Here is a 24,263-nt window from a genome sequence, read left to right as displayed (position 1 = left end):
TCGTTTGACGCTCGCCCGCACCGCCGTCCTGATCGCCGTCGCGCTCGTCGCTGCCCTGGCGATCTACCTCTTCGCCGTGCGCGGTGGCGGGCATGAGTACACGCTGATCTTCGAGAACGCGGGTCAGCTGGTGAAGGGCGACAACGTGCAGATCGGCGGGCGCGCGGTCGGCAGCGTGCGCTCGATCGAGCTCACGTCGAACAACCAGGCGGCGATCCGCATCGACGTCGAGGAGCCCTACGCGCCGCTGCGCGAGGGCACGCAGGCCGTGATCCGCTTGACGTCGCTGTCGGGCATCGCGAACCGCTACGTGGCGATCTCGCCCGGGCCGGACGCGAGCCGGACGCTGCCCGACCACACGACGATCCCGATCTCGCAGACGACGACCTCCGTCGACCTCGACCAGCTGTTCAACACGCTCGACCCGCAGGCGCGCAAGGACCTCCAGGGCGTCATCGAGGGCTTCAAGACCCAGCTCGACGGCAAGGGCCCGCAGGCCGCCGCGGCGACCGAGTACTTCAACCCGCTGCTCTCGAGCGCCCGCCGGCTCGTCAACGAGACGACCGAGGACGAGGACGCGCTGACCCGCTTCATCGTGTCGAGCTCGCGCACCGTCAGCGCGATCGCGGACCGCCGCGACGACCTCGCCGACCTCGTCGGCAACGCGAACGCCACGACGGGCGCGATCGCCTCCGAGAACCGCGCGCTGAGCCAGGCCCTGGCGCTGCTGCCGACGACGCTGCGGCGCGCGAACTCCACGTTCGTCAACCTGCGCGCGACGCTCGACGACCTCGACCCGCTGGTCGCCGACTCCAAGGTCGCGACCAAGGACCTGGCGCCGTTCCTGCGCGAGCTGCGCCCGCTGGTGCGCGACGCGAAGCCGACGGTCGCCGACCTGAGCACGCTCCTGCGCCGGCCAGGCCCCGACAACGACCTCGTCGAGGCGACCCGCAAGCTGCCCGGCTTCCAGAAGGTCGCCAGCCCGGCGTTCGCGAGCGGCACCGGCGCGCTCAAGAAGGGCCAGCCCGTGCTCGAGTTCGCCCGCCCCTACATCCCTGAGCTCGTCGGCTGGTTCCGCGACTTCGGCGCCGGCGCCGCCAACTACGACGCCAACGGGCACTACGCGCGCATCCAGCCGATCTTCAACGCCTTCCAGCTCGAGGAGCTCCCGGCCGGCCCGCCGCAGCTGGTCCCGCTGCCGGTCGCCCAGCGCCTCGACGGCCTGCAGACGGGCATGCTGCGGCGCTGCCCGGGCTCGGCCTCGCAGCCCGCGGCGGACGGCTCCGCGCCGTGGCGGGACACGGGCGGCAACCTCGACTGCGACCCCACGCAGGTGGTGGTCGGCCCATGATCCGCAAACTGGTCCCGATCCTGCTCGTGTTCGCCGTGATCGTGGTGGCGGTCGTGCTGATCGTCGCCCGCGACGACTCAGAGCAGGGCTACCAGGTGCGCGCGATCTTCGACAACGCCGGGTTCGTGATCCCCGGCGAGGACGTCAAGATCGCGGGCGTCAAGGTCGGCAAGGTCGCCTCGCTGGACGTGACGCCGGACTTCAAGGCGGCGGTCGTGCTCGACATCACCGAGCCCGGCTACCAGGACTTCCGCCGCGACGCGAGCTGCATCGTGCGCCCGCAGAACCTGATCGGCGAGCGGTTCGTCGAGTGCAAGCCGACGCAGCCGCGCGCCGCGACCGCGCAGGCGCCGCCGAGCCTGAGCAAGATCGACCGCGGGCCGGGCGAGGGCCAGTACCTGCTGCCGGTCACCAACACGATGCAGACGGTCGACATCGACCTGATCGGCAACACGATGCGCGAGCCCGAGCGCGAGCGGCTGTCGCTGATCCTCAACGAGCTCGGCACCGGCCTGGCGGGCCGCGGCAAGGACCTCAACGAGGTCATCCGGCGCGCGAACCCGGCGCTGCAGGAGACCAACAAGGTGCTCGAGATCCTGGCTCGCCAGAACGACCAGCTCGAGCAGCTCGCGGTCAACTCCGACACGATCCTCGCGCCGCTCGCGCGCGACCGGGCGCGGGTGGCGAGCTCGATCCGCAACACGAGCGAGGTGGCCAAGGCGACCGCCGAGAAGAGCGGGGCGCTGGCGGACGACATCCAGACGCTGCCGCGGTTCCTCGACGAGCTCGACCCGACGATGGTGCGGCTCGGATCGCTGGCCGACCAGACCACGCCGGTGCTGACCGACCTGCACGCGCAGGCGGGCAACATCAACGACATCGTGCGCCTGCTCGGCCCGTTCTCGAAGGCCGCGCTGCCGGCCGTCGACTCGCTCGGCGAGGCGGCCAAGAACGGCACGCCCGCCGTCACCGACGCGCGGCCCGTGATCGCCGACCTGCGCGGGCTGGCGAAGGCCGTGCGGCCCGTCGGGGCGACCCTGCGCGACGTGCTCGTGTCCTTCCAGGACACCGGCGGCATCGAGCGCGCGATGGACTACATCTTCTACCAAGTGGCCGCGATCAACGGGTTCGACGCGGTCGGCCACTACCTGCGCGCGGGCCTGATCGTCAACACGTGCTCCACGTACGCGGTGACGCCGGTCGGCGGCTGCTCGGCGCGGTTCCCGGACTACAGCGCCACCAGCTCGGGCGCGACCGCCACCGCGTCGAGCGCGATCGACGCCGCCGGTGACGACCCCGTGCTGCGCGCGACCGCGATCGCGCTGGCGCGCGCGCTCGGGCAGGAGATCGACAAGGCCAAGAAGGAACAGGCGGCCAAGCAGAAGGACGCCAAGGAGCCCAAGGCCAAGGTCAAGCGCAAGCAGGCGAAGGAGGACACGAGCTCGCCGCTGGAGTCCGTCCCGACCGTCCCGCCCGACCCGTCCGCGACCGCCGCTCCGGCCGATCCCGCCGCGCCCGCGCCGCCGGCCGAGACCGCCGCGCCGACCGCGACGCAGGCGCCCGCGGAGACCGCGACCCCCGCGCCCGACCCGTCCGACGCGCTGCTCGACTACCTGTTCGGAGGCGACGGATGAGAGGGCGCGGCGGCGGCATCGCGAGCAACCCCGTCCTGATCGGCGCCGCCACGGTGCTCGTGATCCTGGTCGCGGTCTTCCTCTCCTACAACGCCAACAAGGGCTTGCCGTTCGTCCCGACCTACCAGGTCAACGCCGAGGTCCCGAGCGCAGCCCAGCTCGTCGTCGGCAACGACGTGAAGATCGGCGGCACGCGGGTCGGCGCGGTCACGAAGATCTCGCCCCGGACGCTGCGCAACGGGCAGGTCATCGCGGTCCTCGGGCTCACGCTCGACAAGAACGCGGGCCCGCTGCCGCGCGACTCGACGCTGCTCGTGCGGCCGCGCTCCGCGCTCGGGCTCAAGTACGTCGAGATCACCCGCGGGAGCTCGCAGCAGACGTTCGCCGACGGCGACACGATCACGCTCGCGCACGCCCAGACCCCCGTCGAGCTCGACGAGTTCCTGAACATGTTCGACGAGCGCACCCGCGCGGCCTCGCAGGCGAACCTCGAAGGGTTCGGGACGGCGTTCGCGGGCCGCGGCGAGTCGATCAACACCGCGATCGGCGCCTTCCGCCCGCTGCTGACCGACCTCATCCCCGTGATGCGCAACCTCTCGGACCCGCGGACCGGGCTCGGGACGTTCGTGCAGGAGCTCTCGGACACGACCGCGATCGTCGCGCCGGCGTCCGAGACGCAGGCATCGCTGTTCCGCAACCTCGACGTGACGATGGCCGCGCTGCGTGCGGTCGCGCGGCCGTACATCCAGGACTCGATCGTCGGAGGCAAGCCCGCGCTCGACGCCGGCATCGAGAGCCTGCCGCGCCAGCGGCCGTTCCTGGCCAACACCGAAGGCCTGATGCGCGAGCTGCAGCCCGGCGTGCGCGCGCTGCGCACCACGGCGCCCGACATCGCCGGCGCGCTGGAGGCCGGCGTCCGGGTGCTGCCCAAGACGCCGCCGCTCAACAAGCGCCTCGACTCGCTGCTGCAGGAGGTCAAGACCTTCGCCGACGACCCGCTGGTCCCGCGCGGCATCCAGCACACCACCGAGCTCGTGAACTCGCTGAAGCCGACGCTCGACTACCTCGCGCCCACGCAGACCGTCTGCAACTACGTGACGCTGTGGTTCCGCAACATCTCCTCGCTGCTCAGCGTGGGCGATCGCAACGGCACCTGGCAGCGCTTCATCATCGTCACGACGCCGCAGGGCCCGAACAACGAAGGCGGCCCGTCGTCAGGACCCGCCAACGGGCCGACGGAGTCCAACCACCTGCACACCAACCCGTACCCGAACACGGCCGCGCCCGGCCAGCCGCGGGAGTGCGAGGCGGGCAACGAGCAGTTCCTGCGCGGCCAGACGGTCACGTCCAACGTGCCGGGCACGCAGCAGGACAAGACCGAGGGATACCCGGAGAGCAAGTGATGGCCGCCCGCCGCCACGCCCCCCGCCGCTCGAACGCCTTCATCGGGCTGATCGCGCTGCTGCTCGCCGCCCTGGTGCTGTATTTCGGCTTCACCAAGGACATCCCGTTCACGCACGGCTACATCCTCAAGGCGCAGTTCGAGTCGGCGAACTCGATCCGGCCCAACTCGCCGGTGCGCATCGCGGGCGTCGAGGTGGGCAAGGTCAAGTCCGTCGACGGCATGGAGGGCTCCAACGCGGCGGTGCTGACGATGGAGCTCAAGGACACGGCGCTGCCGCTGCACGCGGACGCGACGGCGAAGATCCGGCCGCGCATCTTCCTCGAGGGCAACTTCTTCGTCGACCTCAAGCCGGGGACGCCGGGCTCGCCGACGCTGCACTCCGGCGACACGATCAAGATCACCCAGACCGCCACGCCGGTCCAGCTCGACGAGGTGCTGACCTCGCTGCAGAGCGACTCGCGCGAGGACCTGCAGGCGGTGCTGACCGGGCTCAACACCGCGTTCAACGCCAAGGACGCCTCCGGCGAGACCGCGGCGCAGTCGTTCAACCAGGCGCTCGACGACATCCCGCAGGCCGAGAAGTCGACCGCGGAGGTGCTCGAGGCGCTGCTCGGGACCGAGCCGGGGCGTGACGTCGCGCGGCTGATCCGCGGCACCGCCAACACCGCCGACGAGCTCTCGCGGTCCGAGTCCGATCTCAAGGACCTGATCACCAACCTCAACCTGACGACGGCGGCGTTCGCGTCCGAGCAGTCGAACCTGCGCTCGACGATCCGGCTGCTCCCCGGCACGCTGGCGAGCGCGAACTCCGCGTTCAACTCGCTCAACGCCGCGTTCCCGCCCACGCGCCGCTTCGCGCGGGACATCCGCCCGGGCGTGCGCGAGACGCCCGCGACGATCGACGCCGCGTTCCCGTGGATCGAGCAGACGCGCAAGCTGGTCGGCAAGGACGAGCTCGGCGGCCTCGCGGAGGAGCTCTCGCCGGCGACGCAGGACCTCGCGAGGCTGATCGACCGCGCGACCGAGCTGCTGCCGCAGACCGACCTCGCCTCCAAGTGCCTGCGCGACGTCGTCCTGCCCGCCGGCGACGTCGTCATCAACGACGAGTTCATGACCGGCAAGGAGAACTACAAGGAGTTCTTCTACGCGCTGGCGGGGATCTCTGGCGAGGGCCAGAACTTCGACGGCAACGGCATGTACGTGCGCTTCCAGACCGGCGGCGGCTCGCAGACGGTCTCGCTCGGATCCCAGACGGCGAGCACCGGGCAGCTCTTCGGCAACAACGTGCAGGTGCCGCTCGGCAACCGGCCCGCCTACCCGGGCAAGAAGCCGCCGTACAAGCCCGACGCGCCCTGCTACAAGCAGAAGATCCCGGACCTCAACGGTCCCGCCGCCGCCAAGTCGCTGCCGACCGGCGCGCCCGCCGAGACGGCCCAGGTCAAGTCGGCGCGCGACAAGCTGATCCGCGAGGCCGACCTCAACGCCGTCCGCAAGAAGCTCAACCCGTTCGGCACCGCGAAGAAGACGGGGCAGACGCGGTGAGGATGGCGATCCGCAAGCACTACCTGGACTTCCTGGCGATCCTGGGCCTGCTGGTCATCGCCGCCGCGGTCTCGACCGTGATCCTGGGCAAGCAGCGGCTCGCGCTGCCCGGCTGGGTGCCGCTGGTCGGCAAGGACTTCTTCGTGATCGAGGCGGAGATGACGACCGCGCAGGCCGTCACGCCGGGCCAGGGGCAGACCGTCAACATCGCGGGTGTCGAGGTCGGCGAGATCTCCTCGGTCAAGCTGCGAGACGGCAAGGCGATCATCGGCATGCGGATCCGGCCCAAGTACGACCGGATCTACAAGAACGCGACGGTCCTGCTGCGCCCGAAGACGGGGCTGAAGGACATGGTCGCCGAGCTCACGCCCGGCACGCCGGACGCCGGGCGCATGGACGAGGGCGGCGTGATCCCGGTCTCGCAGACGCTGCCCGACGTCAACCTCGACGAGATCCTCTCGGCGCTCGACGCCGACACCCGCGACTACCTGTTGCTGCTGCTCAACGACGGCGCGCAGGGCCTCGGGTCAAAGGCCAAGGGCCGCGAGCTCTCGCAGGCGATCCGACAGCTCCAGCCGACCGCCCAGTACGCGCGCGAGATCAACGAGGGGCTGGCGCTGCGGCGCAAGAACATCGCGCGGGTCGTGCACAACTTCTCGCTGCTGACCGACGAGCTCGGCCGGCGCGACACGCAACTGGCGAGCTTCGTGCAGAACAACAACGCGGTGTTCGACACGCTGGCCGGGCAGGACGCGTCGCTGCGGCAGATCCTGCGCAAGCTCCCCGGCACGCTGCAGACGACGACCACGACGCTCGGCAAGGTCGAGACGATGGCCGACGAGCTCGGGCCGACGCTGGACGCGCTGCATCCGGCGGCGGTGGCGTTGGCGCCGTCGCTGCGGCAGACGCGGCCGTTCCTGCGCGAGTCGACCCCGATCATCCGCGACGAGATCCGCCCGTTCACGCGCGCCGCGCTGCCGACCGTGCAGGAGCTGCGGCCGGCGATGCGCGACCTGGCCGCGGCGACGCCGGACCTGACCGACTCCTTCAAGGTCCTCAACCGGCTGCTCAACGAGGTCGCCTACAACCCGCCCGGCGACAAGGACGAGGGCTACCTCTTCTGGCAGTCGTGGGTCAACCACGCGGGCAACGCGATCTTCTCCACCGCGGACGCGCACGGGCCGATCCGGCGCGGCCTCGTCGTGTTGACGTGCAACTCCGCGCAGCTGCTGGACTCCGTCGCACAGGCCAACCCGCAGCTCGGCACGCTCGTCGCCCTGCTCAACGCGCCCGCCCCGGCGCAGATCTGTCCGACGGCGGGGGGCTGAGGCGTGGTCAAGGACGCTCCCTCCTTCGGCAAGATCGCGGCGATGGTGCTGTTCGCGCTGTCGTGCTTCGGGCTGCTGCTGTTCCTCTGGCTCGCGTTCGGCGGGCCGGTGCCGCTCAAGCCGAAGGGCTACCGGTTCCACACGTCGTTCGCCGAGGCCGGGCAGCTGGCGCTCGAGGCCGACGTGCGGATCTCCGGCGTGCCGGTCGGCAAGGTCAAGACGATCACGCCGGACAAGCAGACCGGGCGGGCGGACGTCGTCATCCAGCTGCGGTCGCGCTACGCGCCGCTGCCGTCGGACGCGCGCGCGATCCTGCGCCAGAAGACGCTGCTCGGCGAGACCTACGTCGAGCTGACGCCGGGGCACGCACGGGTCAAGCCGATCCCCGAAGGCGGCGAGCTGCCCGCCTCACAGGTGTCCGACACGGTCGAGCTCGACGAGATCCTGCGCGCGTTCGACCCGCAGACCCGCGCCGCGTTCCAGGACTGGATGCAGACGCAGGCGGTCGCGATCGGGAACCGCGGGCGCGACCTCAACGACGCGCTCGGCAACCTCGCGCCGTTCGCCGAGGACACCTCGGACATCCTGTCGATCCTCAACAAGCAGGAGGGCGCGGTCTCGCGCCTGATCTCCAACACCGGGGTCGTGTTCGGCGCGCTCTCGGAGCGTGACGGGCAGCTGCGCTCGCTGATCGAGAACACCAACTCGGTGTTCTCGACGACGGCCTCGCGGGACGCGGAGCTGCAGGCGGCGTTCAAGGCGCTGCCGACGTTCGAGAAGGAGTCGGAGAAGACGTTCAAGCGGCTCGACGAGTTCGCCGCGGACACCGATCCGCTGATCACGCAGCTGCGCCCGGCGGCGCGCGAGCTGTCGCCGACGCTGGAGGACCTCGGGGACATCGCGCCGGACCTGCGCAACCTGCTCGAGCAGCTCGAGCCGCTGATCGACGCGTCGGTGAAGGGCTTCCCGGCCGCCGAGCAGACGCTCGAGGACCTGCGGCCGCTCGTCGCCCAGCTCGACCCGGCGACCGCGCAGCTCACCCCGGCGGTCGACTTCATCGGGCTCTACAAGCGCGAGCTGACCTCGTTCTTCGCCAACACGGTGGCGGCGACGCAGGCCACCGGCCTGCCGACCGGCGTGCACTACCTGCGCACGAGCAACCCGCTGAACCCGGAGAACCTCGCGGTCTATCCCAAGCGCCTGCCGACCAACCGGCCGAACCCGTACCGGCTGCCCGGCGGCTTTGACGAGATGAATCAGGGGCTGTCGGTCTACGAGGACCGCCAGTGCACCGGTGGGACGCTGGTGCCGACGGTGACCAACCAGCCGCTGCAGCTGGTCTCGGACGTCGCGGCGCCGGTCGCCACGGTCGTCGGCGGGCTGACGGCGACATTGCCGCCGATCCCGCAGGTCCCGCTGACGCCCGAGCAGGCGGAGGCGCTGATCCCGGACGAGCTGCTCGCCCGCATCCAGCAGTACGCCTTCGGTGGGACGACCGGCGTGGTCGCACCGCCGTGCCGCAAGCAGGGGCCGTTCGACGTCGGGGGCAAGAAGACGCAGTACCCGCAGATCGTCGCGCGCTCCGACGGGAAGTAGTGCCGTGGTCCGGTGGGCGGCAGCGCGGCCCGTGCGAGCGCTCGCGGTGGTGTTGGCGCTGGCGCTGGTCGGCGGCGGGTTGGCGGTCTGGCGGCTCTCGCCGTCGGCGGCGACGTCGACCCTGGTCGGCTCGGGCTCGTCCGCCGGCCGGGCGACCGACGTCGTGCACGCGCGGTTCGGGGACGACGCCGTCTACGTGCTCGTGCGGGGCGACCTCGCGCGGCTGGTCCTGACGTCCGACCTGAACCGGCTGCTCGGTCTCGAAGGCTGCCTAGCAGGCAATGTGCCGTCGGGGGCGGCGGTGCCGGGTGGGGCGTCCGGCCCGTGTGCGGGGTTGGCGCGGATGAAGCCGGTGCGGGTCGTGTACGGGCCGGGGACGTTCATCAACTCCTCGGTCGAGGAGCTGACCAAGCAGCTGCAGGCGCAGACGCGGGCGCGGGCGGCGCAGGCGGACCGGGCCAACGAGGCGGCGCGCAAGCTCGCGCTGGCCGAGGGGCGCTCGCAGGCCGAGGCGAAGCGGCTGGGCAAGCAGGCCGAGCAGCTCGTCTACGCGCAGTTCGCCCGCGACCTGCTGGCGCTGAACGCGAAGTACGGGCTCAACCTGACGGGCGCGCCGAAGCTCAACGACCCCGATTTCGTCTACTCGCTCGTGTTCGACCCGGCGCGCGGCGCACGCGAGCCCAAGGCGCGGTTCGCGTACCTGTTCCCGTCGGCGGACTCCGCGCTCGTGTCGGTGCGGCTGAAGGCGGGCCTCAGCGACTCCGAGCGCGCGCGGGCGGTGGCGCTGATCCGCGCGGCCGTGGCGATGCCCGACTGGAAGTTGGACGGCGGCGGCCGCTACGTGGTCACGGGCGTGCCGGTGCTCGCGGGGGACCTCACGGACGTGCTCGCGTCGTCGACGCTCCGGCTGCTGCTGGTCGCGGTGGCGGTGATGGCGCTGGTCCTGGCGCTCCTCTTCCGGGCGCGGCTGCGGCTGCTCCCGCTCGGGTTGGCCCTCTGCGCGGTGGCGATCCTGTTCGGGGCGCTGACGCTGCTGGGGCTGCCGCTGACGATGGCGTCGATCGCGGTGCTGCCGGTGCTGATGGGCCTGGCGGTCGACTACGGCATCCAGTACCAGGCGCGGCCGGCGGCGGTGCGGTCGATCTGCACGGCCGCGCTGGCGACGGCGGTCGGCTTCCTCGTCCTGCTGCTGTCGCCGGTGCCGATGGTGCGTGGGTTCGGCGCGTTGTTGGTGGTCGGCGTGGGTGTGTCGCTGGCGGTCGCGCTGACCGCGGGCACGGCGGTGATGGTCCTGGCCGCCCGACGCCGCGGGTCGTCGGGCCCGGTCGCGCGCTCGCTGCGCGGCGCCGGCGAGCTCTTCGACGGCGCCGCGCGAGGCGTCGCCACCGGCGCGGCCGGGGCCGGCCGGCGCTCGCGGCGCGGCTCCGCCGCGGTCTGGGCGCGGCTCCGCCGGCGCGCGCCGCGCACCGCGGCCCCGCGCGGCGCGTCTTTCCCCCGCGAGGCGTCCGCCCCCCGCGGCGCGTCCGCCCCGCGTGAGACGTCCGCCCCCCGCGGCGCGCCCGCCCCGCGCGGCGTCGCCGCCGCGCTGCGCCTCTTCGCGCGCCACCCTGAGCGCGTCCTTGTCGTCGCGGCCGCCCTCGCCATCTGCGGGTGGGCGCTGGACGCGCGCATCGGCGTCGTCTCCGACTTGCCTCGGCTCGTGCCGCAGGACCTCGCGGCCGTGCGCGACCTCGACGCGCTGCAGAAGGACACGGGCGTGGCGGGCGAGGTCGACGTGCTCGTCGAGGCCAAGGACCTGACGGACCCGAAGATGATCGCGTGGATGCGGGCGTACCAGCAGGAGCTGCTCACGCGTCACGGCTACAACGCGCAGAAGGGCTGCTCGGGCGGCGAGCTGTGTCCCGCGCTCTCGCTGCCGGACCTCTTCCGCACGCCCGCGCTGTCGGCCACCCGGGAGCAGATCCGGGCGCTGCTCGACGCGGTTCCGCCGTACTTCTCCCAAGCAGCGGTCACGCCTGACCGCAAGACCGCGGTGCTCGCGTTCGGCATCCGCCTGCAGTCGCTCGAGGCACAGCGCGCCGTCATCCAGGACATGCGCGCGCGGCTCCACCCGCCCGCGGGCGTGACGGCGACCGTCGCCGGGCTGCCCGTGCTCGTCGCCGACGCCAACCACGCGCTGAGCGACCCGCTCCGGCGGGCGCTGACGGCGCTCGCCGGCCTGGTCGCCGTCGCGCTCGCCCTGTTCGCGGTCTACCGCTCGTGGGCGCGGGCGTGGGTGCCGCTGGTGCCGATCGCGCTCGCCACCGGCTGGTCCGCGCTCGTCCTGTGGCTGCTGGGCATCCCGCTGAACCCGATGTCCGCCGCGCTGAGCGCGCTCGTGATCGCGATCTCGACCGAGTTCTCCGTCCTGCTCAGCGCCCGCTACCGGGAGGAGCGCGAGGCGGGCCTCGCCCCACCCGACGCGCTCACCGCCACGTACGCCTCGACCGGCGCGGCCGTGCTCGCCTCGGGCGTCACGGCGCTCGCGGGCTTCGCGGTCCTGATCGCCTCCGACGTCGCCATGCTGCGCGACTTCGGCCTCGTGACCGTGATCGACCTCGCCGTCTCGCTGCTCGGCGTCCTCGCCGTCCTCCCGGCGGTCCTCGTGGCGGCCGAACAGCGCACCGCGCGCCGCCGCGCCCGCTCCCGGGCCGTCGCGGCATGAACGCGCGATCATTAACGGGCCTGTCCCCTTAACGTCTTGTTCGCATGAAAATCCCTGCTCACAGCGATTTCGCTTGGTTAAGGGGTCTGACCCCTTGATGAGGGGGGCGCGGCCTGGGGTCATCGTTGCGGCGTTCGTCGTCGCGCTGCTCGGGTGGATCGCGCTCAACTCGGCGGCGACGGAGACGGCGGGGTCGAAGGGGCTTCAGCCCGGGGAGGCGCTGCCGCCGTTCGCGATGCCGTTGTCGACGTCGAGCTGCACCGGGCGCTGCGACGCGAACGTGGCGACCAAGGCCGACCAGGGCGCGGCGGGGTCCAAGCCCGCTTGCGAGGTGCGTGGGAAGGACGTGCTGAACGTGTGCGAGCTCGCGGAGGGCGGCCCGTTCGTGCTCGCGTTCGTGTTCACGCCGGTCGAGCGCTGCCGGGCGCAGGTCCCGCTGCTCGAGGCGGCGGCCGAGCGCAACCCCGACGTCGAGTTCCGGATCGTCGCCGTGCGCGGCACCGCGGCGGACGCGCGCGCCCTGCGCTCGACGCTGCCGGTCGGCTACGACAACGACGGCGCGGTCGCGAACGAGTACGCGGTCGTGGTCTGCCCGACGATCACCTTCGTGCGCGCGGGCGGGAAGGTCGCCGGGTCGACCGTCGGGCCACTCGGCGAGCAGACGATCGAGGCCTGGGTGCAGCGGATTGTCCGCTGAGCCGCCGATCGCGTTCGGGCCCGGGATCGCCACGTGCACCTTCGCGGTCGAGCGCAACCCGGTGCGCCGATCGCCGCGCGACCTGCGCCGGCGGCTGAACGCGCTCTCGGACCGCCACGGCGGCGCCCGCGCGATCACCCAGCGCACCCGCGAGGTCCCGCAGGCCTACCGCACCCACTACGGCGTCGAGCGCAGCCCCGCCGAGGAGCTGACGATCAAGCGCCTGATCCGCGGCCAGTACCGCTCGCGCGGCGTCCTGCGCGACGCGCTGCTGATCGCGACGATGGACACCGAGGTCGCCGTCTACGCCCTCGACGCCGACCGCGTCACCGGCATCCCACGTCTCGCGGGCGAGGAGATCGTCGACGACGACGGGCCGCTCGTGCCGCTGTTCGTCGAGCCGGGCGCGAAGACCGGCCGCTGGCCGAACCGCCGCCTCATCGGACGCGACGTCGCCGCCACCCGCGCCACGCGCCACATCACGCTCTACGCGGTCACCGCGCCCGGTATCGCCGACATCACGGTCGAGGAAGCGGTCTACACGGCCTACGACATCAGCGCCTCTGCGTAGGCGCGGCGCGACTACGCCCGGGCGCGCCTCGCGTGCCGGGCGACCCGCGTGCGGGTCCCGCAGGCCGGCCCGCACCAGCGCTGGTCGCGGCGGCTGCGCATGAAGAACTGGCCGCAGCTCGGCGCGTCGCAGTACGCGAGTGCGGGGGAGGCGAGCAGCTCCACGGCCGACATCGCCGTGCGGGCGAGGAGCTCGTCGAGCGGGTCGGTCTCCGGCGGCGCGACCAGCTCGACCGTGCCGTCGCGCAGTTGCGGGACGAGCGGCACGGCGGCGAGCGCCGCGTTCACCTGCCGCTCGATGCCGGGCGGCGCGGGCTCGCGGTTCGCCGCGGCGAGCAGCAGCGCGAAGATCGCGTCGCGCAGCTCGCGAACCTCCTCCAGCCGGGTGTCCGCGGCGGACTCGGTGGGGCCGGGGACGCGCGACGCCTCATGCTCGACCCACGCCCGCAGGTCGGCGCCTGACGCGAGCAGCTCCGTGTAGTCGCCGCCGCGGCGGCGCACGGTGTTCGCGAAATCGACCGCGAGGGGCTCGCCCAGCCAGGACCAGCGTTCGGGTGGCACGATGAGAACTCTATTAGAGATGCCGCTCGAAGCAGAGCGAATCTTCACATCCGGCGTACGCGCCCCAGCATGCGATGGGCCGATAGCCGACCCGCTCGTACAAGGCGACCGCCTCGTGCTGGAGGAAGCCGGTCTCCAACCGCATCGTGGTCACGCCCCGCGCGGTGGCCTCCGCCTCGATCGCGGCGATCAGCGCGCGGCCCACGCCGCGCCCGCGGGCCTGCGGCCGCACCCACATCCGTTTGAGCTCCGCGACCCCGTCGTCCAACAGCCGCAGGCCGGCGCAGCCGAGCGGTTCCTCGTCGACCGCCACGAGGAAGATCGCCGTGTCGGACACCGACGGCTTCACGCCCGGCTCGTTGTCGAAGCCGTAGGTCTCGATCACGTAGGCCTCGAGCTCGTCGCGCAGGACAGCGGCGTCGGGATCGTCGAACGGCCGGCGCTCGATCCGCATCACAGCTCCCGCAGCGCCGCCAGCAGGCGATCGGTGGACGCGGCGTCCCCCAGCGTCACCCGCACGTGACGCTCGTCGCCCCACGCGGACCCGGGCGCGACGTAGATGCGCCGCGCGGCCAGCTCCTCGGCGACCGGCAGCTCCAGCCACGCGTACGGCCCGACGCCCGGGGCGACCGGGAACTCGGCCGCGAGCCGCGCCCGCTGCTCCGCCACCTGCGCGGCGCGCCGAGCCGCCGCCTCGCCGCCGTTCTCCACCGCCCACCGCGCCGCGGCCAGCGCGGGCGCCCCCACGCCGAGCGCCGGCGTAAGCGAGGGTCCGTCCTCCGGCACGATCGCGTAGCCGATCCGCAGCCCCGCGAGCGCGTGCACCTTGGAGAACGAGCGGACCTGAATCACGCGCGGGTGGTCGATCACGTCGAGGTCCGCGAACCCCGCGAGCGCCTCGTCGAGGATCAGCCACGCGTCGCCGGGAGCGACGTCAGGCACCGCGCCGGTGGGGTCGTTCGGCCGGCACGACACCGCCGTCCGCGTCCCTGACACCTCGCTCACCGGCACCGGCGTCGCGCCCGCCTCGGATACCAGCTGCGGCAGCAGGCCCCAGCCGGGCCAGACGATCTCGACCGTGTCCGTCGCCACCGCCCGCAGCGCCGCCCGCAGCAGCTCGCCCGCGCCGTGCCCGATCATCACCCGCGCGGGCGCGATCCCGTGCGAGGCGGCGATCGCCTCCCGCAACGCCGAGGCGTCGGGGTAGCTGTTCGCCGCTCGTCGCAGGGCGAACGTCGCGGCGTTGATCGCCTCCGCGTGTGGGGCGAGGTGCAGCGCCGCGCCCGAGAGGTCGAGCGGCGGCAGCCCGACCGGGTGCCGCCGGCGCTCCTCGTCGCGCCGCTCCAGCAGCTCCCGCGAGACCTCCTCGGGCGACAGCTCGTCGAACTGCCGGTAGTAGCCGAAGAGCCGCTTCATCCCCCGGCCGACAGCGAGGGAGCGGGGCCTTGGATGATCAGGAACCAGAAGCCGAACGCGACCAGCGCGATCACCGCCGAGGCGCCGAAGATCCGCGCCAGGGCGCCGTCGCGCTGCTCGTGCCCGGCGGCGCGCCGGACCATCCGCCACATGCGGTCCAGCCGCGAGCAGATCGACAGCGTCACGAACAGGGAGGCGAGGATGCCCGCGAACGCGACCACGATCCCGCCCATGTGCGAGTCCAGCCAGTAGTCGGCCTGCGAGCCGATCCACAGCCACGCCAGCGGCTGCGGCCCCCACACCGAGAGGCACAGCAGCGCCTCGACGAACAGGATCGCCGCCGCGAGCACGCCGTCGGCCCGCCGACGCGCGTCCCCGCCGCGCTCCGGCGTGCCGCGGAGGTGCACCGGCCCTGTCCCCGGACGGCGCCCGATGAAGAGCCCGCCGGTGTCCGTCGGATCGTTGCGCGGCACCCTGTCGAGGATAGATAGGCTCGGAGCACGTGAGCCGGCACAACAAGGGCAAGCGCCGCCGGCGCCCGAAGAGCACGTCGCCGCAGGTCCCGCCGCGCCCGCCCCGCGGCGTCGAGCGGATCGACGCGCGCCCCAAGGCGCCCTGGCACCCGGTCCCGCTGGTCGAGATCTGCGTGCTGATCGGGATCGTCTGCATCGCGGTCGGCTTCTTCTCCCGCGACAGCCCGATGGGGCGGCTCGTGTTGGCGCTCGGCTTCATCCTCGGCGCGCTCGGCGGCCTCGACACCACCGTGCGCGAGCACTGGGCCGGCTACCGCTCGCACACGCTCGTGCTGGCGGCGTTCCCGGCCGTCGCCGTGGCCGTCCTGAGCGCGCTCGCGGGCGCGCCGCCGATCGTCGTGGTGATCCTGTTGCTCGCCGTCTTCCTGGCCGCCTTCGTCGTGCTGCGTCGCGTGTGGGAGCGGGCGGCGCCTATCCTTCCGCCGCGTGGCGGATGACAAACGCATGCGGCTGCGTGGGCTGCACCACGTGACCGCGATCAGCGGGGACATCGAGCGGACGATCGCGTTCTACCGCGACACGCTCGGGTTGGCGATCGTCCACGACGCGCCGTCGGACGACGATCCGGACGCCCGCCACGTGTGGTTCGGCTCGGGCGACGGAACCTACGTGAGCTTCATGGAGTACCCGCGGATGCCCGACGGCGTCGTCGGCCGCGGGTCGACGCACCATTTCGCGCTGCGGGTGGACTCCGAAGAGGAGCAGGAGGCGTGGCGGGACTACCTGCGCGAGCACGACGTCGAGTGCACGGACGTCTTCGACCGCGGCGAGTTCCGTTCGATCTATGTCAGCGATCCCGACGGCCACATCGTCGAGATCGCCACGCGGATGTCCGGTCTCGGCGCCGGCGGGCCGCCCGCTTAGCGGACCAACTCGCCGACGCCGCTTCCAAAGGGCCGCGCTATGCGATCAGGGCAAAGCCCTGCTCGTGGTCCCCGCTCAACCGCTTCGCGAGCTCGTTGCGCTGACGCTCGGTCATGGACCCGATGGTCTTGGTCTCCACCATCGGGATCTGGGCAAGGAACCGGCGGCAGCGAGTGCGTCCCCAGCGATGCTGGCTCATCAGCAGGTCCGCGATGCTCATGCTCTCCGCCTCCCAAGGCCGCTCGAGCACGATCTCGGCCACCGACGCCTCACCCTCGGCCACCTGGCGCTTGAGCTCGGCGCGCGCAAGCCGCACGCGGTTTGCCTGCGCGAGCGCCCGCATGTGTTGTGGCGCAGGTGCTGTCGCAGTTGCTTCCATCGAACCTCCCCGCTGGATCCCCGCTCCGTCTTGCGCGGATCCGTCGTTTGCATGTCCTCGGTCGATTCGCGGGCACGGCAACGAGCGCCGCTTTGGAGAACGTGCACCCGACAGTGCGCGTCTCCGACGGCCACCCGATGATTTCCAGCCCTGCACGTCCCGTGCGTCCCTCACCCGGGACATTCCGTGTCGCGCTTCGACCGGTGAGGAGGCTAGCCCGACCCCGCCCTGCCTATCAACGCTCAACCACCCTCCGCACCCGCAAAGAGCACCCTTTTTTCTGCTGGTGTTGCCGTTCGGTGAATCTGCTATGCGGCCGGTGACGGCAACGCGCCGTGCTCGGATTCGAACTTCTGTTTGACGTTTTGAAATGCAACCAATGCGCGATCCAGGACTTCCCGGTCATGCGTCGCCATGACGCTGGTTCGCAGCAATGCACCACCAGGTGGTACGGCGGGATGTATCGCGACGTTGACGTAAACGCCGGCGTCGTAGAGGGCGCGCCAGAGGAGCACCGCCTTCCAGTCGTCCTCGACCAGGATCGGGACGACGGGCGTGATCGCGGGCTCGCCTTGGATGACCCGGAAGCCGAGATCGCGCAGACCGGCTGAGAGGTACTGCGCGTTGTCCAGGACGCGCGCGAACAGCTCCGGACCCTCCGGGCTGCGAATGATCCGCAAGGCCGCGAGAGCGGCGCCTACGGCCGCCGGAACGCCGCTCGCGGTGAAGAGGAAGGCGCGGCTCGAGATCCGCAGGAAGTCGATGACCTCGTGCGAGCCCGCGATGAAGCCGCCGCAGGACGCGAGCGACTTGCTGAACGTGCCCATGCGCAGGTCGACGTCGGCCTCGACGCCGAAGAGCTCCGACGCGCCCGCACCGCGCGCGCCGAGCACGCCGGCGCCGTGAGCCTCGTCGACCATCAGCCGCGCGCCGTACTGCTTGACCAGCTCGACGATCTTCGGCAGCGGGGCGATGTCGCCCTCCATGCTGAAGACGCCGTCGACGACCACGAGCACGCCGCCGCCGTCCTCGTTGGCGCGCTGGAGCATCTTCTCCAGGCGGTCGAGGCGGTTGTGCTTGAACGGGCGCAGCTTGGCCTTGGAGATCAGGCAGCCGTCGAGGATCGAGGCGTGGTCGGCGGAGTCGACGATCACGGTGTCGCCGGGGGCGAGGATCGTGCCGAGCGTGCCGACGTTGGCCTGGTGGCCGGTCGAGAAGACGATCGCCTCCTCGGTCCCCATCCACTCGGCGAGCTCGCGCTCGAGGTCGAGGTGGAGATCGAGCGTGCCGTTGAGCAGGCGGCTGCCCGTGAGCCCGGTCCCGTACTTGTCGAGCGCCTCGCGGGCGGCCTCCCTGACGCGGGGGTCGGCGGTCAGGCCGAGGTAGTTGTTCGACCCGAGCATGATCCGCTCGGCGCCCTCCATCTCCACCACGGGGCCCGCCGGGCCCTCCAAGCGGCGGAAGTACGGGAGGAGGTCCGCCTCGCGGGCGGCGCGCAGCTGCTCTGAGCGCTCGTGCCCGCGCACCTTGGCGAAGACGTCAGTGGCAGTCGGCATTGGTAGGGTCCGTCTCCGTGAGCGTGGTCGTCCGTCCCGTCTCTGGCTGGCGGGACCGCCGGGAATTCGTGAATCTCCCGTACCGGTTGCACTCTACTTCGGGGGTCTGGGTGCCTCCCCTGAAGCTGGAGCGCCACCTGTTCCTGATGCGGTCGCAGAACGCGTTCTTCTCGCACGGCGACGCGCAGCTGTTCCTCGCGTGGCGCGACGGGCGCGTCGTCGGGCGGATCTCCGCCCAGTACGACGACAACTACAACGCCTACCACTCCAACCGGGACGGCATGTTCGGGTTCCTCGAGTTCGAGGACGCGCCGGACATCGTGGCGCCGCTGCTGGAGGCCGCGTCGATCTGGCTTCGCGCCCACGGCCGCGACCGCATGATCGGCCCGATGGACTTCACGATGAACGACGAGTCCGGCGTGATGCTCGAGGGCTTCGACCGGATGCCGTTCGTGCGCCAGCCGTGGCATCCGCCGTACTACGGCACGCGCTGCGAGGAGGCGGGGCTGGACAAGGCCGTCGACCTGTTCATGTACGAGCTGGTGATCTCCGACCGCACGAAGATCCTCCCGATCGTCTTCAAGCTCGCCGAGCAGGTGCAACCGCGGCACGGGATCACGATCCGGCGGATGTCGCGGCGGACGCTGCGCCGCGACATGGACCGCTTCGCCGAGGTCTATAACGAGGCCTGGAGCGAGAACTGGGGCTTCGTCCCGTACTCCAAGCGCGACCTGGACGTCTACGCGCAGGAGATGCAGCTCGTCTTCGACCGCAACTGGTTCATGGTCGCCGAGGACGCGGCGGGGGAGACGGCGGCGATCGCGATCACGATCCCCGACATCAACCAGGTCCTGATGAAGATGCAGGGGCGGCTGCTGCCGTTCGGCTGGTGGTACTTCCTGCGGCGCGCGTCGATCATGGATCGGGTGCGGGTCGGCTTCCTCGGTGTCAAGCACGCCTACCAGCACACGGGGGTCGCGGCGGCGCTGTACGTGGAGCACTTCGACACCGCCTCGCGCGTCCCGCAGAAGTGGGGCGAGATGGGCTGGATCCTCGAGACCAACCGCAACATGAATCGAGCCATGGAGGCCATGGGCGGCCGCATCGTGCGGCGTTTCCGGGTCTACGAACGGGTTTTGTAAGGTTTCCCTTATGGACCGCTCGGAGTTCTTGAAGGCTTCCCCGCCGATGTTCAAGTCGGGCGTGCTGGACAAGTTCACCCGCGTCCATCACCTGGTGCCCGTCGTGATCTTCCTGCCGGCGATCGCGATCCTGTTCGCCTACGGGATCGACCGCGTCGGCTTCGTGCAGTCGCTCGGCTACGCGTTCGGCGGCTACCTGCTGTGGACGCTCGCCGAGTACTGGATCCACCGCGTGATCTTCCACTTCGAGCCGGAGGACGGGATCGGTGCGCGGCTGCACTGGATGGTCCACGGCGTGCACCACGATCACCCGAACGACCCGCTGCGGCTCGTGATGCCGCCCGCCGCGTCGGTCCCGCTCGCGCTGATCTTCTACGCGGCGTTCTACGTCGTGCTCGGCGCGGATCGGGCCTTCGCGTTCGGCGCGGGCTTCCTGGCCGGTTATCTCGCTTACGACATGATCCACTACGCGCTGCACCACCACACCCCCCGCACGCGGATGGGGAAGTGGCTGCGTGAGCTGCATATGCGCCATCACTTCCAGGACGACGAGCGCGGCTTCGGGATCAGCGCTCCGTACTGGGATCGCGTGTTCGGCACCATGCACGTCCGCCGCGGCCGCTAGTGTCTTCACTTCGTGGCTGAGGAAGCTGAAGAAGTCGTTCAGGACGCCGAGGTCGTCGACGGCCTGCCCGTCGTCACCGAGTCCGGCGTGATCGAGGAGCGCTCCATCGGCGCGCTCGCGCCGGCCCAGGTCGCCGCGCTGGCCGCCACCGGCTTCGTCGCCGGTGCCGCGACGGTCGCCGTCGTCTCGCGCCACCGCACCAAGAAGGCCTTGAAGAAGAGCCGCCGCTCGGGCCCGATCGGCGAGATCGTCTCGTCGCGCTCGTTCCTGGTCGACGTCCACCTGCTGCGCCGCGACTAGCGTGTCACCGCGCGGTGACGCCGCGTCGCGGGGACGGTACGCGCCGGCGTCCGCGGCAAGCACGCTCGCGTCGCCGCGGGGCGACGCCGCGCCCCGCGCGCATCCCTCCGCGCGGCGCCACCCCGCGGCCGACGGCGACGCCGCCCCCCGCGCGCGTCTCTCCGCGCCTGGTCCGGGAGGGGTGCGTAACGCGGGCGTCCGCTCAGGACCTTCTCGTTACGCACCCCCTTCCGCGGCCGGCACCGCTGGAGGGTTCGTGCTCGTGCGCGAGGTCGTGGAGCCTCGCTGGGCGCCGTTCCGGCCCGGTGTCGCCGGTGGGCTGGCGCGACGTCGCGGGAACGGGTTCGTCCGGCTCCTGCACGTGGACGGGGCGCCGGTCGTGGTGGCCGTGGCCGGGACGGTCTTCGCGGCGCGGGCGCGAACTGAGGGGGCCGCGCGGGAGGGGATCGCGCGGATGCGCTTCGCGACGGGCATCGACGACGACCTCGCCGACTTCCACGCGCGCTTTCGCGACGACCCGGTGATCGGCCGTGCGGTTCGCGCGGACCCCGCCGTACGGGTCCGCCGCAATCCGGACCCGTGGGAGACGCTGATGTTCTCGATCACGGAGCAGCTGATCGAGCTGACCCGCGCGGTCGCGATCCAGCGCCGCATGACCGCGGCGTACGGCGGCCGCTTCGACGGGCTGCGCGACTCGCCGTCCGCGGAGACGATCGCGGCCCGCGCACCCGCCGAGCTCGAGGCCTGCGGCCTGCACGCCAAGCGCGCGCTGGCGATGATCCGCTGCGCCCGCGAGGTCGCCGCCGGCCGCGTCGCGCTCGCGCGCGGCGAGAGCCGCGCCGCGGCGCCGGGCGGCACCGCGGGGCCGCGCGCCGCCGCGCCGGGCGGCCCCGCGGCGACGAGCGCCGCCGCGACGGGCGGCCCCGCCGCGACGAGCGCCGCCGCGCCGCGCGCCGCCGCGCCGCGCGCCGCCGCGCCGCGCGCCGCCGCGCCGGGCGGCGCCGCCCCGCGCGACCTCTCGCCGCCCGCGACGGAGCGCGATGCCGTCGTCGCGTCGCTGCGCGAGCACGCGGACTTCGCGCGCCTCCTGGCCGTCCCGGAGATCGGGCCGTGGACCGTCGAGATGCTCGCCTTGCACGGGCTCGGGCGGCTCGACGTCGTGCCCGCGGGGGACCTCGGGTACCTGAAGCTCGTCGGGCGGCTCACCACCGGGCGGCCGAAGGCGATCGCGGACGAGGCCGAGGTGCGTGGGTTCTTCGCGCCCTACGCGCCGTATGCCGGCCTCGCCGCGAGCTATCTCATCCGCGCGAGGACGATCCCAGGCCCTCTCCGGGCAGGAACTCGTTGGTCAGCGGGGGCGCCTCGGACGGCGGCTGCTTGAGCAGCTTCTCCGCGCGCATCCAGCGCTCGTAGTTGGCCCAGTCGACGGGCTCCATCCAGCCCCAGGGCTGCTCGGAGTCGGTCGGGAAGAACGTCGGGATCGTGGCCTCGAGCTGGGGTGCGAGGTCCTTCGGGTCGAGGTCCTTCTCGACCGCGGTGAGCGACTGGGCGCCGACCGTCGGGTCCTCGCGCACGAGCCGCGCGCCCGCCGCGGTGGCGGTGATGAAGCGCCGCAGCCGCGAGGAGCCGGCGGCGTCCAGCGACTGCCGGCGGGCGACGAAGATCAGCTCGTTGTAGGTCGGGACGCCGAGGTCGGGCATCTTCAGGATCACCGGGTCGCGCTTCTGCTGCTGCAGCTGCACGCCCTCGACGTTCCAGAAGGCGCCGAGGGTCGCGTCGGCCTTGCCGGAGACCATCGCGGGCACGAGATTGAAGCCGACGTTGGTCTCCTTGACGGTGGAGGGATCGACGCCCGCCTTCTCCAAGATCGTCTTGAGGTAGGCGCTCTGGTAGGGGATGCCGGCGGTGGCGACGCGCTTGCCCTTCAGGTCGGCGGGCGACTTCACGCCCGCCTTCGGCAAGGACATCAGCGACGTCAGCGGCGTCTGCACGAGCGCGCCGACGGCGACGAGCGTGTCCGCCCCCTGGTCGCGCGCGATCAGCAGGTCGGGCTCGTAGGAGATCGCCAGGTCGGCGCGCCCGGCCTGCAGCAGCTTGAGCACCGAGGACGGGTCCGGCGGCGGCTGCAGCTTCACGTCCAGCCCGGCCTTGCGGTACAGGCCGGTCTCGAGCGCGGCGTACATGCCGGCGTGGTCGACGTTCGGGATGTAGTCGAGCATCACGGTGAACGGCTCGAGCTTCGCGGGTTCGTTCCCGCTCGGCTCGGCCTTCTCGCCGCACCCGGCCAGCAAGGCCGCGAGCAGCGCAACGAGCAACGTCTTCTTCATGTCTTTGGCTCCCACGTGACGACCCGCCGCTCGAGCCACGCGAACAGCGCGTAGAGGGCGATCGCCTCAGCGATCAGCAGCGTGGTCGCGGCGAAGGCGCGCGCGGTCTCCAGCTGCCCGTTGGCGGTGACGAGGATGTGCCCGAGGCCGGCGTCCGAGCCCGCCCACTCGGCCAGCACGGCGCCGATCACGGCCACCGCGGCCGCGATCTTGAGCCCGGTGAAGCCGGCCGGCAGCGCCGACGGCCCGTCGAGGAACCGCAGCCGCTGCCACGGCGACGCGTCCAGCGAGCGCAGCAGCTTGCGCGCGTCGGCGTCGGACTTGCGCAGCCCGTCGGACACGTTGACGACGATCGGGAAGAAGCAGATCAGCGCGATGATCAGGATCTTCGGCGCCAGCCCGAACCCGAGCACGAGCACGAACAGCGGCGCGACCACCGGGATCGGCACCGCCTGCGAGCCGATCGCGAGCGGCCGCAGCGCACGGTCGACCGCGGGCACCATGTGCATGGCGACCGCCAGCCCGACACCGAGCACCACCGACGCCAAGAGGCCGAGCACGACCTCGAACGTCGTCGTCCACAGGTCGGGCGCGAGCAGCGACCGGTCCTCCCACAGCGCCTGCGCGATCTGCGTCGGCGCGGGAAGGAGCAGCTCGTCGACCCACCCGACCCGGACGATGAGCTCCCAGACCGCGAAGAGGGCGAGCAGGACGAGGCCGGGCGCGACGAAGCGCGCGGCCCCGCGGCCCACGGGCGTGGAGCGGCGCGGCGCGGGCGTGGCCGGCGCGGCGGGGCCCGGCGAGGCCGGGGAGCGTGGGGCGGAGCCGCCGGCGGGCGGGCGCGGCGCGCTCACGAGTCCACCCCCAACGCGGCGAGCGCGCGCTCGCGCAGCTCGACGACCGCGGCATCCGTCCGTACCCGGGGGCGCGGCAGCGCGACGTCCAACTCGAGGACCACGCGCCCCGGGCGCGGCGACAGGCAGACGACGCGGTCGGCGAGCAGCACCGCCTCCTCGACGTCGTGCGTGACCAGCAGCACGGTGCGCGGCTCACGCTCCAGCGCCGAGCCGAGCCACGTCTGCGCCTGCGCGCGGGTCAAGGCGTCCAGCGCCGCGAACGGCTCGTCGAGGCAGAGCAGCGGCCGTCCCGCGAGCAGCGTGCGGATGAACGCGACCCGCTGGCGCATCCCGCCGCTCAGCGCCGAGGGCCGCGACCGCTCGAACCCTTCGAGCCCGAACGTCGCGAACAGCCCGTGCGCGGCTGCGCGAGCAGAAGCCCGCGACGCGCCCCCCACCCGCAACGCCAACGCCGCGTTGTCCAACGCCGACAGCCACGGCAGCAGCCCGTCGCGCTGCGGCATCAGCGCCGCCGGCGGCGCAGACACCGTCCCCGCGTCCGGCGCCGCCAGCCCGCACACGATCTCGAGGAGTGTCGACTTCCCGCACCCGCTCGGCCCGACGACCGCGACGAGCTCGCCCGCGCCGATCCGCAGGTCGACCCCGTCCAGCGCCACGACGTCCCCGAACGCCTTGCGCACGCCGGAGAGCGTCACTCCGCTCACGTAAGGAGGCTCCTTCACAGGAGCCTCGACCTCGGTCACCATCCGCTCCCTCCGCGGGCATTACCCCACAGGTTCGAAGGGTCAGCGCCGGTACGTGGCGCTATCTCAGCCGGGCGTTCCTCCCAGCCCCCCTGTTTGAAGTTCGTCCCAAAGAGTACCCGGTACCTTGAGC

The 24,263-nt window shown here is 72.2% G+C and carries 24 protein-coding genes; 15 read left to right on the top strand and 9 right to left on the bottom strand.

The genetic code is table 11. From position 1 onward, the window contains the following. The first annotated feature begins 4 nt into the window (after window positions 1–4). The 9 genes from G569_RS58490 (at window position 5) to G569_RS0120285 (ending at window position 12,828) form a co-directional block, all read left to right on the top strand. Window positions 5–1,351, top strand: coding sequence for an MlaD family protein (locus G569_RS58490; RefSeq protein ID WP_028064790.1), 1,347 nt, complete (start codon window positions 5–7; stop codon window positions 1,349–1,351). Then, on the top strand, window positions 1,348–2,985 hold the full coding sequence (locus G569_RS0120320) for an MlaD family protein (protein WP_028064789.1): 1,638 nt from the start codon (window positions 1,348–1,350) through the stop codon (window positions 2,983–2,985). The genes G569_RS58490 and G569_RS0120320 overlap by 4 nt, the downstream gene beginning before the upstream one ends. Continuing rightward, a complete protein-coding gene (locus G569_RS0120315) occupies window positions 2,982–4,388 on the top strand; it encodes an MlaD family protein (protein WP_028064788.1) in 1,407 nt (468 codons plus the stop codon). Before G569_RS0120320 ends, G569_RS0120315 begins: the two co-directional genes overlap by 4 nt. Continuing rightward, window positions 4,388–5,932: an MlaD family protein gene (locus G569_RS0120310; protein ID WP_028064787.1), complete on the top strand. Its 1,545-nt coding sequence runs from the start codon at window positions 4,388–4,390 to the stop codon at window positions 5,930–5,932. The genes G569_RS0120315 and G569_RS0120310 overlap by 1 nt, the downstream gene beginning before the upstream one ends. Window positions 5,933–5,934: 2 nt before the next feature. Next, entirely contained in the window at window positions 5,935–7,260 is a 1,326-nt protein-coding gene (locus tag G569_RS0120305) for an MlaD family protein (RefSeq protein WP_028064786.1), read from the top strand. 3 nt (window positions 7,261–7,263) lie between these two features. Continuing rightward, window positions 7,264–8,856 carry an MlaD family protein gene (locus tag G569_RS0120300; RefSeq protein WP_028064785.1) on the top strand — a complete coding sequence of 531 codons (1,593 nt, stop codon included), beginning with the start codon at window positions 7,264–7,266 and terminating at the stop codon, window positions 8,854–8,856. A gap of 31 nt (window positions 8,857–8,887) precedes the next feature. Next, on the top strand, window positions 8,888–11,560 hold the full coding sequence (locus G569_RS0120295; protein ID WP_028064784.1) for an efflux RND transporter permease subunit: 2,673 nt from the start codon (window positions 8,888–8,890) through the stop codon (window positions 11,558–11,560). Between the two features lie 97 nt (window positions 11,561–11,657). Next, on the top strand, window positions 11,658–12,257 hold the full coding sequence (locus G569_RS0120290) for a TlpA family protein disulfide reductase (RefSeq protein ID WP_028064783.1): 600 nt from the start codon (window positions 11,658–11,660) through the stop codon (window positions 12,255–12,257). Beyond that, the gene (locus G569_RS0120285) at window positions 12,247–12,828 is read left to right on the top strand and encodes a hypothetical protein (RefSeq protein WP_028064782.1); all 582 of its coding nucleotides are present in this window, start codon (window positions 12,247–12,249) and stop codon (window positions 12,826–12,828) included. Before G569_RS0120290 ends, G569_RS0120285 begins: the two co-directional genes overlap by 11 nt. 11 nt (window positions 12,829–12,839) lie before the next feature. Here the strand turns inward: G569_RS0120285 and G569_RS0120280 are convergent, their stop codons facing one another. The 4 genes from G569_RS0120280 to G569_RS63885 are packed head-to-tail and all read right to left on the bottom strand — an operon-like array spanning window position 12,840 to window position 15,277. Then, complete coding sequence (locus G569_RS0120280; protein ID WP_053226708.1) at window positions 12,840–13,388, bottom strand: CGNR zinc finger domain-containing protein; 549 nt, start codon at window positions 13,386–13,388, stop codon at window positions 12,840–12,842. A gap of 13 nt (window positions 13,389–13,401) precedes the next feature. Continuing rightward, window positions 13,402–13,842 carry a GNAT family N-acetyltransferase gene (locus G569_RS0120275; RefSeq protein WP_028064780.1) on the bottom strand — a complete coding sequence of 147 codons (441 nt, stop codon included), beginning with the start codon at window positions 13,840–13,842 and terminating at the stop codon, window positions 13,402–13,404. Beyond that, on the bottom strand, window positions 13,842–14,804 hold the full coding sequence (locus G569_RS63890; RefSeq protein WP_028064779.1) for an aminotransferase class I/II-fold pyridoxal phosphate-dependent enzyme: 963 nt from the start codon (window positions 14,802–14,804) through the stop codon (window positions 13,842–13,844). Before G569_RS63890 ends, G569_RS0120275 begins: the two co-directional genes overlap by 1 nt. Beyond that, a complete protein-coding gene (locus G569_RS63885; RefSeq protein WP_028064778.1) occupies window positions 14,801–15,277 on the bottom strand; it encodes a hypothetical protein in 477 nt (158 codons plus the stop codon). Before G569_RS63885 ends, G569_RS63890 begins: the two co-directional genes overlap by 4 nt. A 29-nt stretch (window positions 15,278–15,306) precedes the next feature. Here G569_RS63885 and G569_RS63880 point away from each other — a divergent pair, with 29 nt between their 5' ends. Together G569_RS63880 and G569_RS50035 are read left to right on the top strand one after the other, a co-directional pair. Then, window positions 15,307–15,774 (top strand): hypothetical protein, encoded by a 468-nt coding sequence (locus tag G569_RS63880; protein ID WP_028064777.1) that lies wholly within the window; start codon window positions 15,307–15,309, stop codon window positions 15,772–15,774. Next, window positions 15,764–16,201: a VOC family protein gene (locus G569_RS50035; RefSeq protein ID WP_053226707.1), complete on the top strand. Its 438-nt coding sequence runs from the start codon at window positions 15,764–15,766 to the stop codon at window positions 16,199–16,201. The genes G569_RS63880 and G569_RS50035 overlap by 11 nt, the downstream gene beginning before the upstream one ends. Before the next feature lie 37 nt (window positions 16,202–16,238). Here G569_RS50035 and G569_RS0120250 read toward each other — a convergent pair whose 3' ends face one another. Together G569_RS0120250 and G569_RS0120245 are read right to left on the bottom strand one after the other, a co-directional pair. Next, the gene (locus G569_RS0120250) at window positions 16,239–16,544 is read right to left on the bottom strand and encodes a hypothetical protein (RefSeq protein ID WP_028064776.1); all 306 of its coding nucleotides are present in this window, start codon (window positions 16,542–16,544) and stop codon (window positions 16,239–16,241) included. 344 nt (window positions 16,545–16,888) lie between these two features. After that, the gene (locus G569_RS0120245) at window positions 16,889–18,136 is read right to left on the bottom strand and encodes an aminotransferase class I/II-fold pyridoxal phosphate-dependent enzyme (protein WP_028064775.1); all 1,248 of its coding nucleotides are present in this window, start codon (window positions 18,134–18,136) and stop codon (window positions 16,889–16,891) included. 110 nt (window positions 18,137–18,246) lie between these two features. Between G569_RS0120245 and G569_RS50030 the strand changes: the two genes are divergently transcribed. From G569_RS50030 to G569_RS58485, 4 genes are all read left to right on the top strand, one after another. Next, a complete protein-coding gene (locus tag G569_RS50030; RefSeq protein WP_053226706.1) occupies window positions 18,247–19,278 on the top strand; it encodes a hypothetical protein in 1,032 nt (343 codons plus the stop codon). Window positions 19,279–19,288: 10 nt separating this feature from the next. Continuing rightward, entirely contained in the window at window positions 19,289–19,903 is a 615-nt protein-coding gene (locus G569_RS50025; RefSeq protein ID WP_037497770.1) for a sterol desaturase family protein, read from the top strand. 12 nt (window positions 19,904–19,915) lie between these two features. Next, window positions 19,916–20,203 carry a hypothetical protein gene (locus tag G569_RS0120230; RefSeq protein WP_028064774.1) on the top strand — a complete coding sequence of 96 codons (288 nt, stop codon included), beginning with the start codon at window positions 19,916–19,918 and terminating at the stop codon, window positions 20,201–20,203. 262 nt (window positions 20,204–20,465) lie between these two features. Continuing rightward, entirely contained in the window at window positions 20,466–21,584 is a 1,119-nt protein-coding gene (locus G569_RS58485; RefSeq protein ID WP_053226705.1) for a DNA-3-methyladenine glycosylase family protein, read from the top strand. Here the strand turns inward: G569_RS58485 and G569_RS0120220 are convergent. Genes G569_RS0120220 through G569_RS0120210 form a run of 3 tightly spaced genes read right to left on the bottom strand, consistent with a single transcriptional unit; the run spans window position 21,502 to window position 24,091 of the window. After that, window positions 21,502–22,530, bottom strand: coding sequence for an ABC transporter substrate-binding protein (locus G569_RS0120220; protein WP_028064772.1), 1,029 nt, complete (start codon window positions 22,528–22,530; stop codon window positions 21,502–21,504). The two genes, G569_RS58485 and G569_RS0120220, sit on opposite strands and share 83 nt — an antisense overlap. Beyond that, on the bottom strand, window positions 22,527–23,384 hold the full coding sequence (locus G569_RS0120215; RefSeq protein ID WP_028064771.1) for an ABC transporter permease: 858 nt from the start codon (window positions 23,382–23,384) through the stop codon (window positions 22,527–22,529). The genes G569_RS0120220 and G569_RS0120215 overlap by 4 nt, the downstream gene beginning before the upstream one ends. Beyond that, window positions 23,381–24,091, bottom strand: a complete 711-nt coding sequence (locus G569_RS0120210; protein ID WP_028064770.1) for an ABC transporter ATP-binding protein — start codon at window positions 24,089–24,091, stop codon at window positions 23,381–23,383. The genes G569_RS0120215 and G569_RS0120210 overlap by 4 nt, the downstream gene beginning before the upstream one ends. Window positions 24,092–24,263 lie beyond the last annotated feature (172 nt).

It is taken from the genome of Solirubrobacter soli DSM 22325 (assembly GCF_000423665.1).
GTDB classification, from domain to species: domain Bacteria; phylum Actinomycetota; class Thermoleophilia; order Solirubrobacterales; family Solirubrobacteraceae; genus Solirubrobacter; species Solirubrobacter soli.
This window is presented reverse-complemented; position numbering and strand designations above follow the sequence as displayed.

What these genes read in the sequence shown, in the direction of transcription:
- G569_RS0120290 (WP_028064783.1), top strand. Translation starts at nt 11,658, where the DNA reads ATGAGGGGGGCGCGGCCTGGGGTCATCGTTGCGGCGTTCGTCGTCGCG.
- G569_RS0120220 (WP_028064772.1), bottom strand. Translation starts at nt 22,530, where the DNA reads ATGAAGAAGACGTTGCTCGTTGCGCTGCTCGCGGCCTTGCTGGCCGGG.
- G569_RS0120305 (WP_028064786.1), top strand. Translation starts at nt 5,935, where the DNA reads ATGGCGATCCGCAAGCACTACCTGGACTTCCTGGCGATCCTGGGCCTG.
- G569_RS0120250 (WP_028064776.1), bottom strand. Translation starts at nt 16,544, where the DNA reads ATGCGGGCGCTCGCGCAGGCAAACCGCGTGCGGCTTGCGCGCGCCGAG.
- G569_RS0120320 (WP_028064789.1), top strand. Translation starts at nt 1,348, where the DNA reads ATGATCCGCAAACTGGTCCCGATCCTGCTCGTGTTCGCCGTGATCGTG.
- G569_RS50025 (WP_037497770.1), top strand. Translation starts at nt 19,289, where the DNA reads ATGGACCGCTCGGAGTTCTTGAAGGCTTCCCCGCCGATGTTCAAGTCG.
- G569_RS0120310 (WP_028064787.1), top strand. Translation starts at nt 4,388, where the DNA reads ATGGCCGCCCGCCGCCACGCCCCCCGCCGCTCGAACGCCTTCATCGGG.
- G569_RS0120315 (WP_028064788.1), top strand. Translation starts at nt 2,982, where the DNA reads ATGAGAGGGCGCGGCGGCGGCATCGCGAGCAACCCCGTCCTGATCGGC.
- G569_RS0120275 (WP_028064780.1), bottom strand. Translation starts at nt 13,842, where the DNA reads ATGCGGATCGAGCGCCGGCCGTTCGACGATCCCGACGCCGCTGTCCTG.
- G569_RS0120245 (WP_028064775.1), bottom strand. Translation starts at nt 18,136, where the DNA reads ATGCCGACTGCCACTGACGTCTTCGCCAAGGTGCGCGGGCACGAGCGC.
- G569_RS63890 (WP_028064779.1), bottom strand. Translation starts at nt 14,804, where the DNA reads ATGAAGCGGCTCTTCGGCTACTACCGGCAGTTCGACGAGCTGTCGCCC.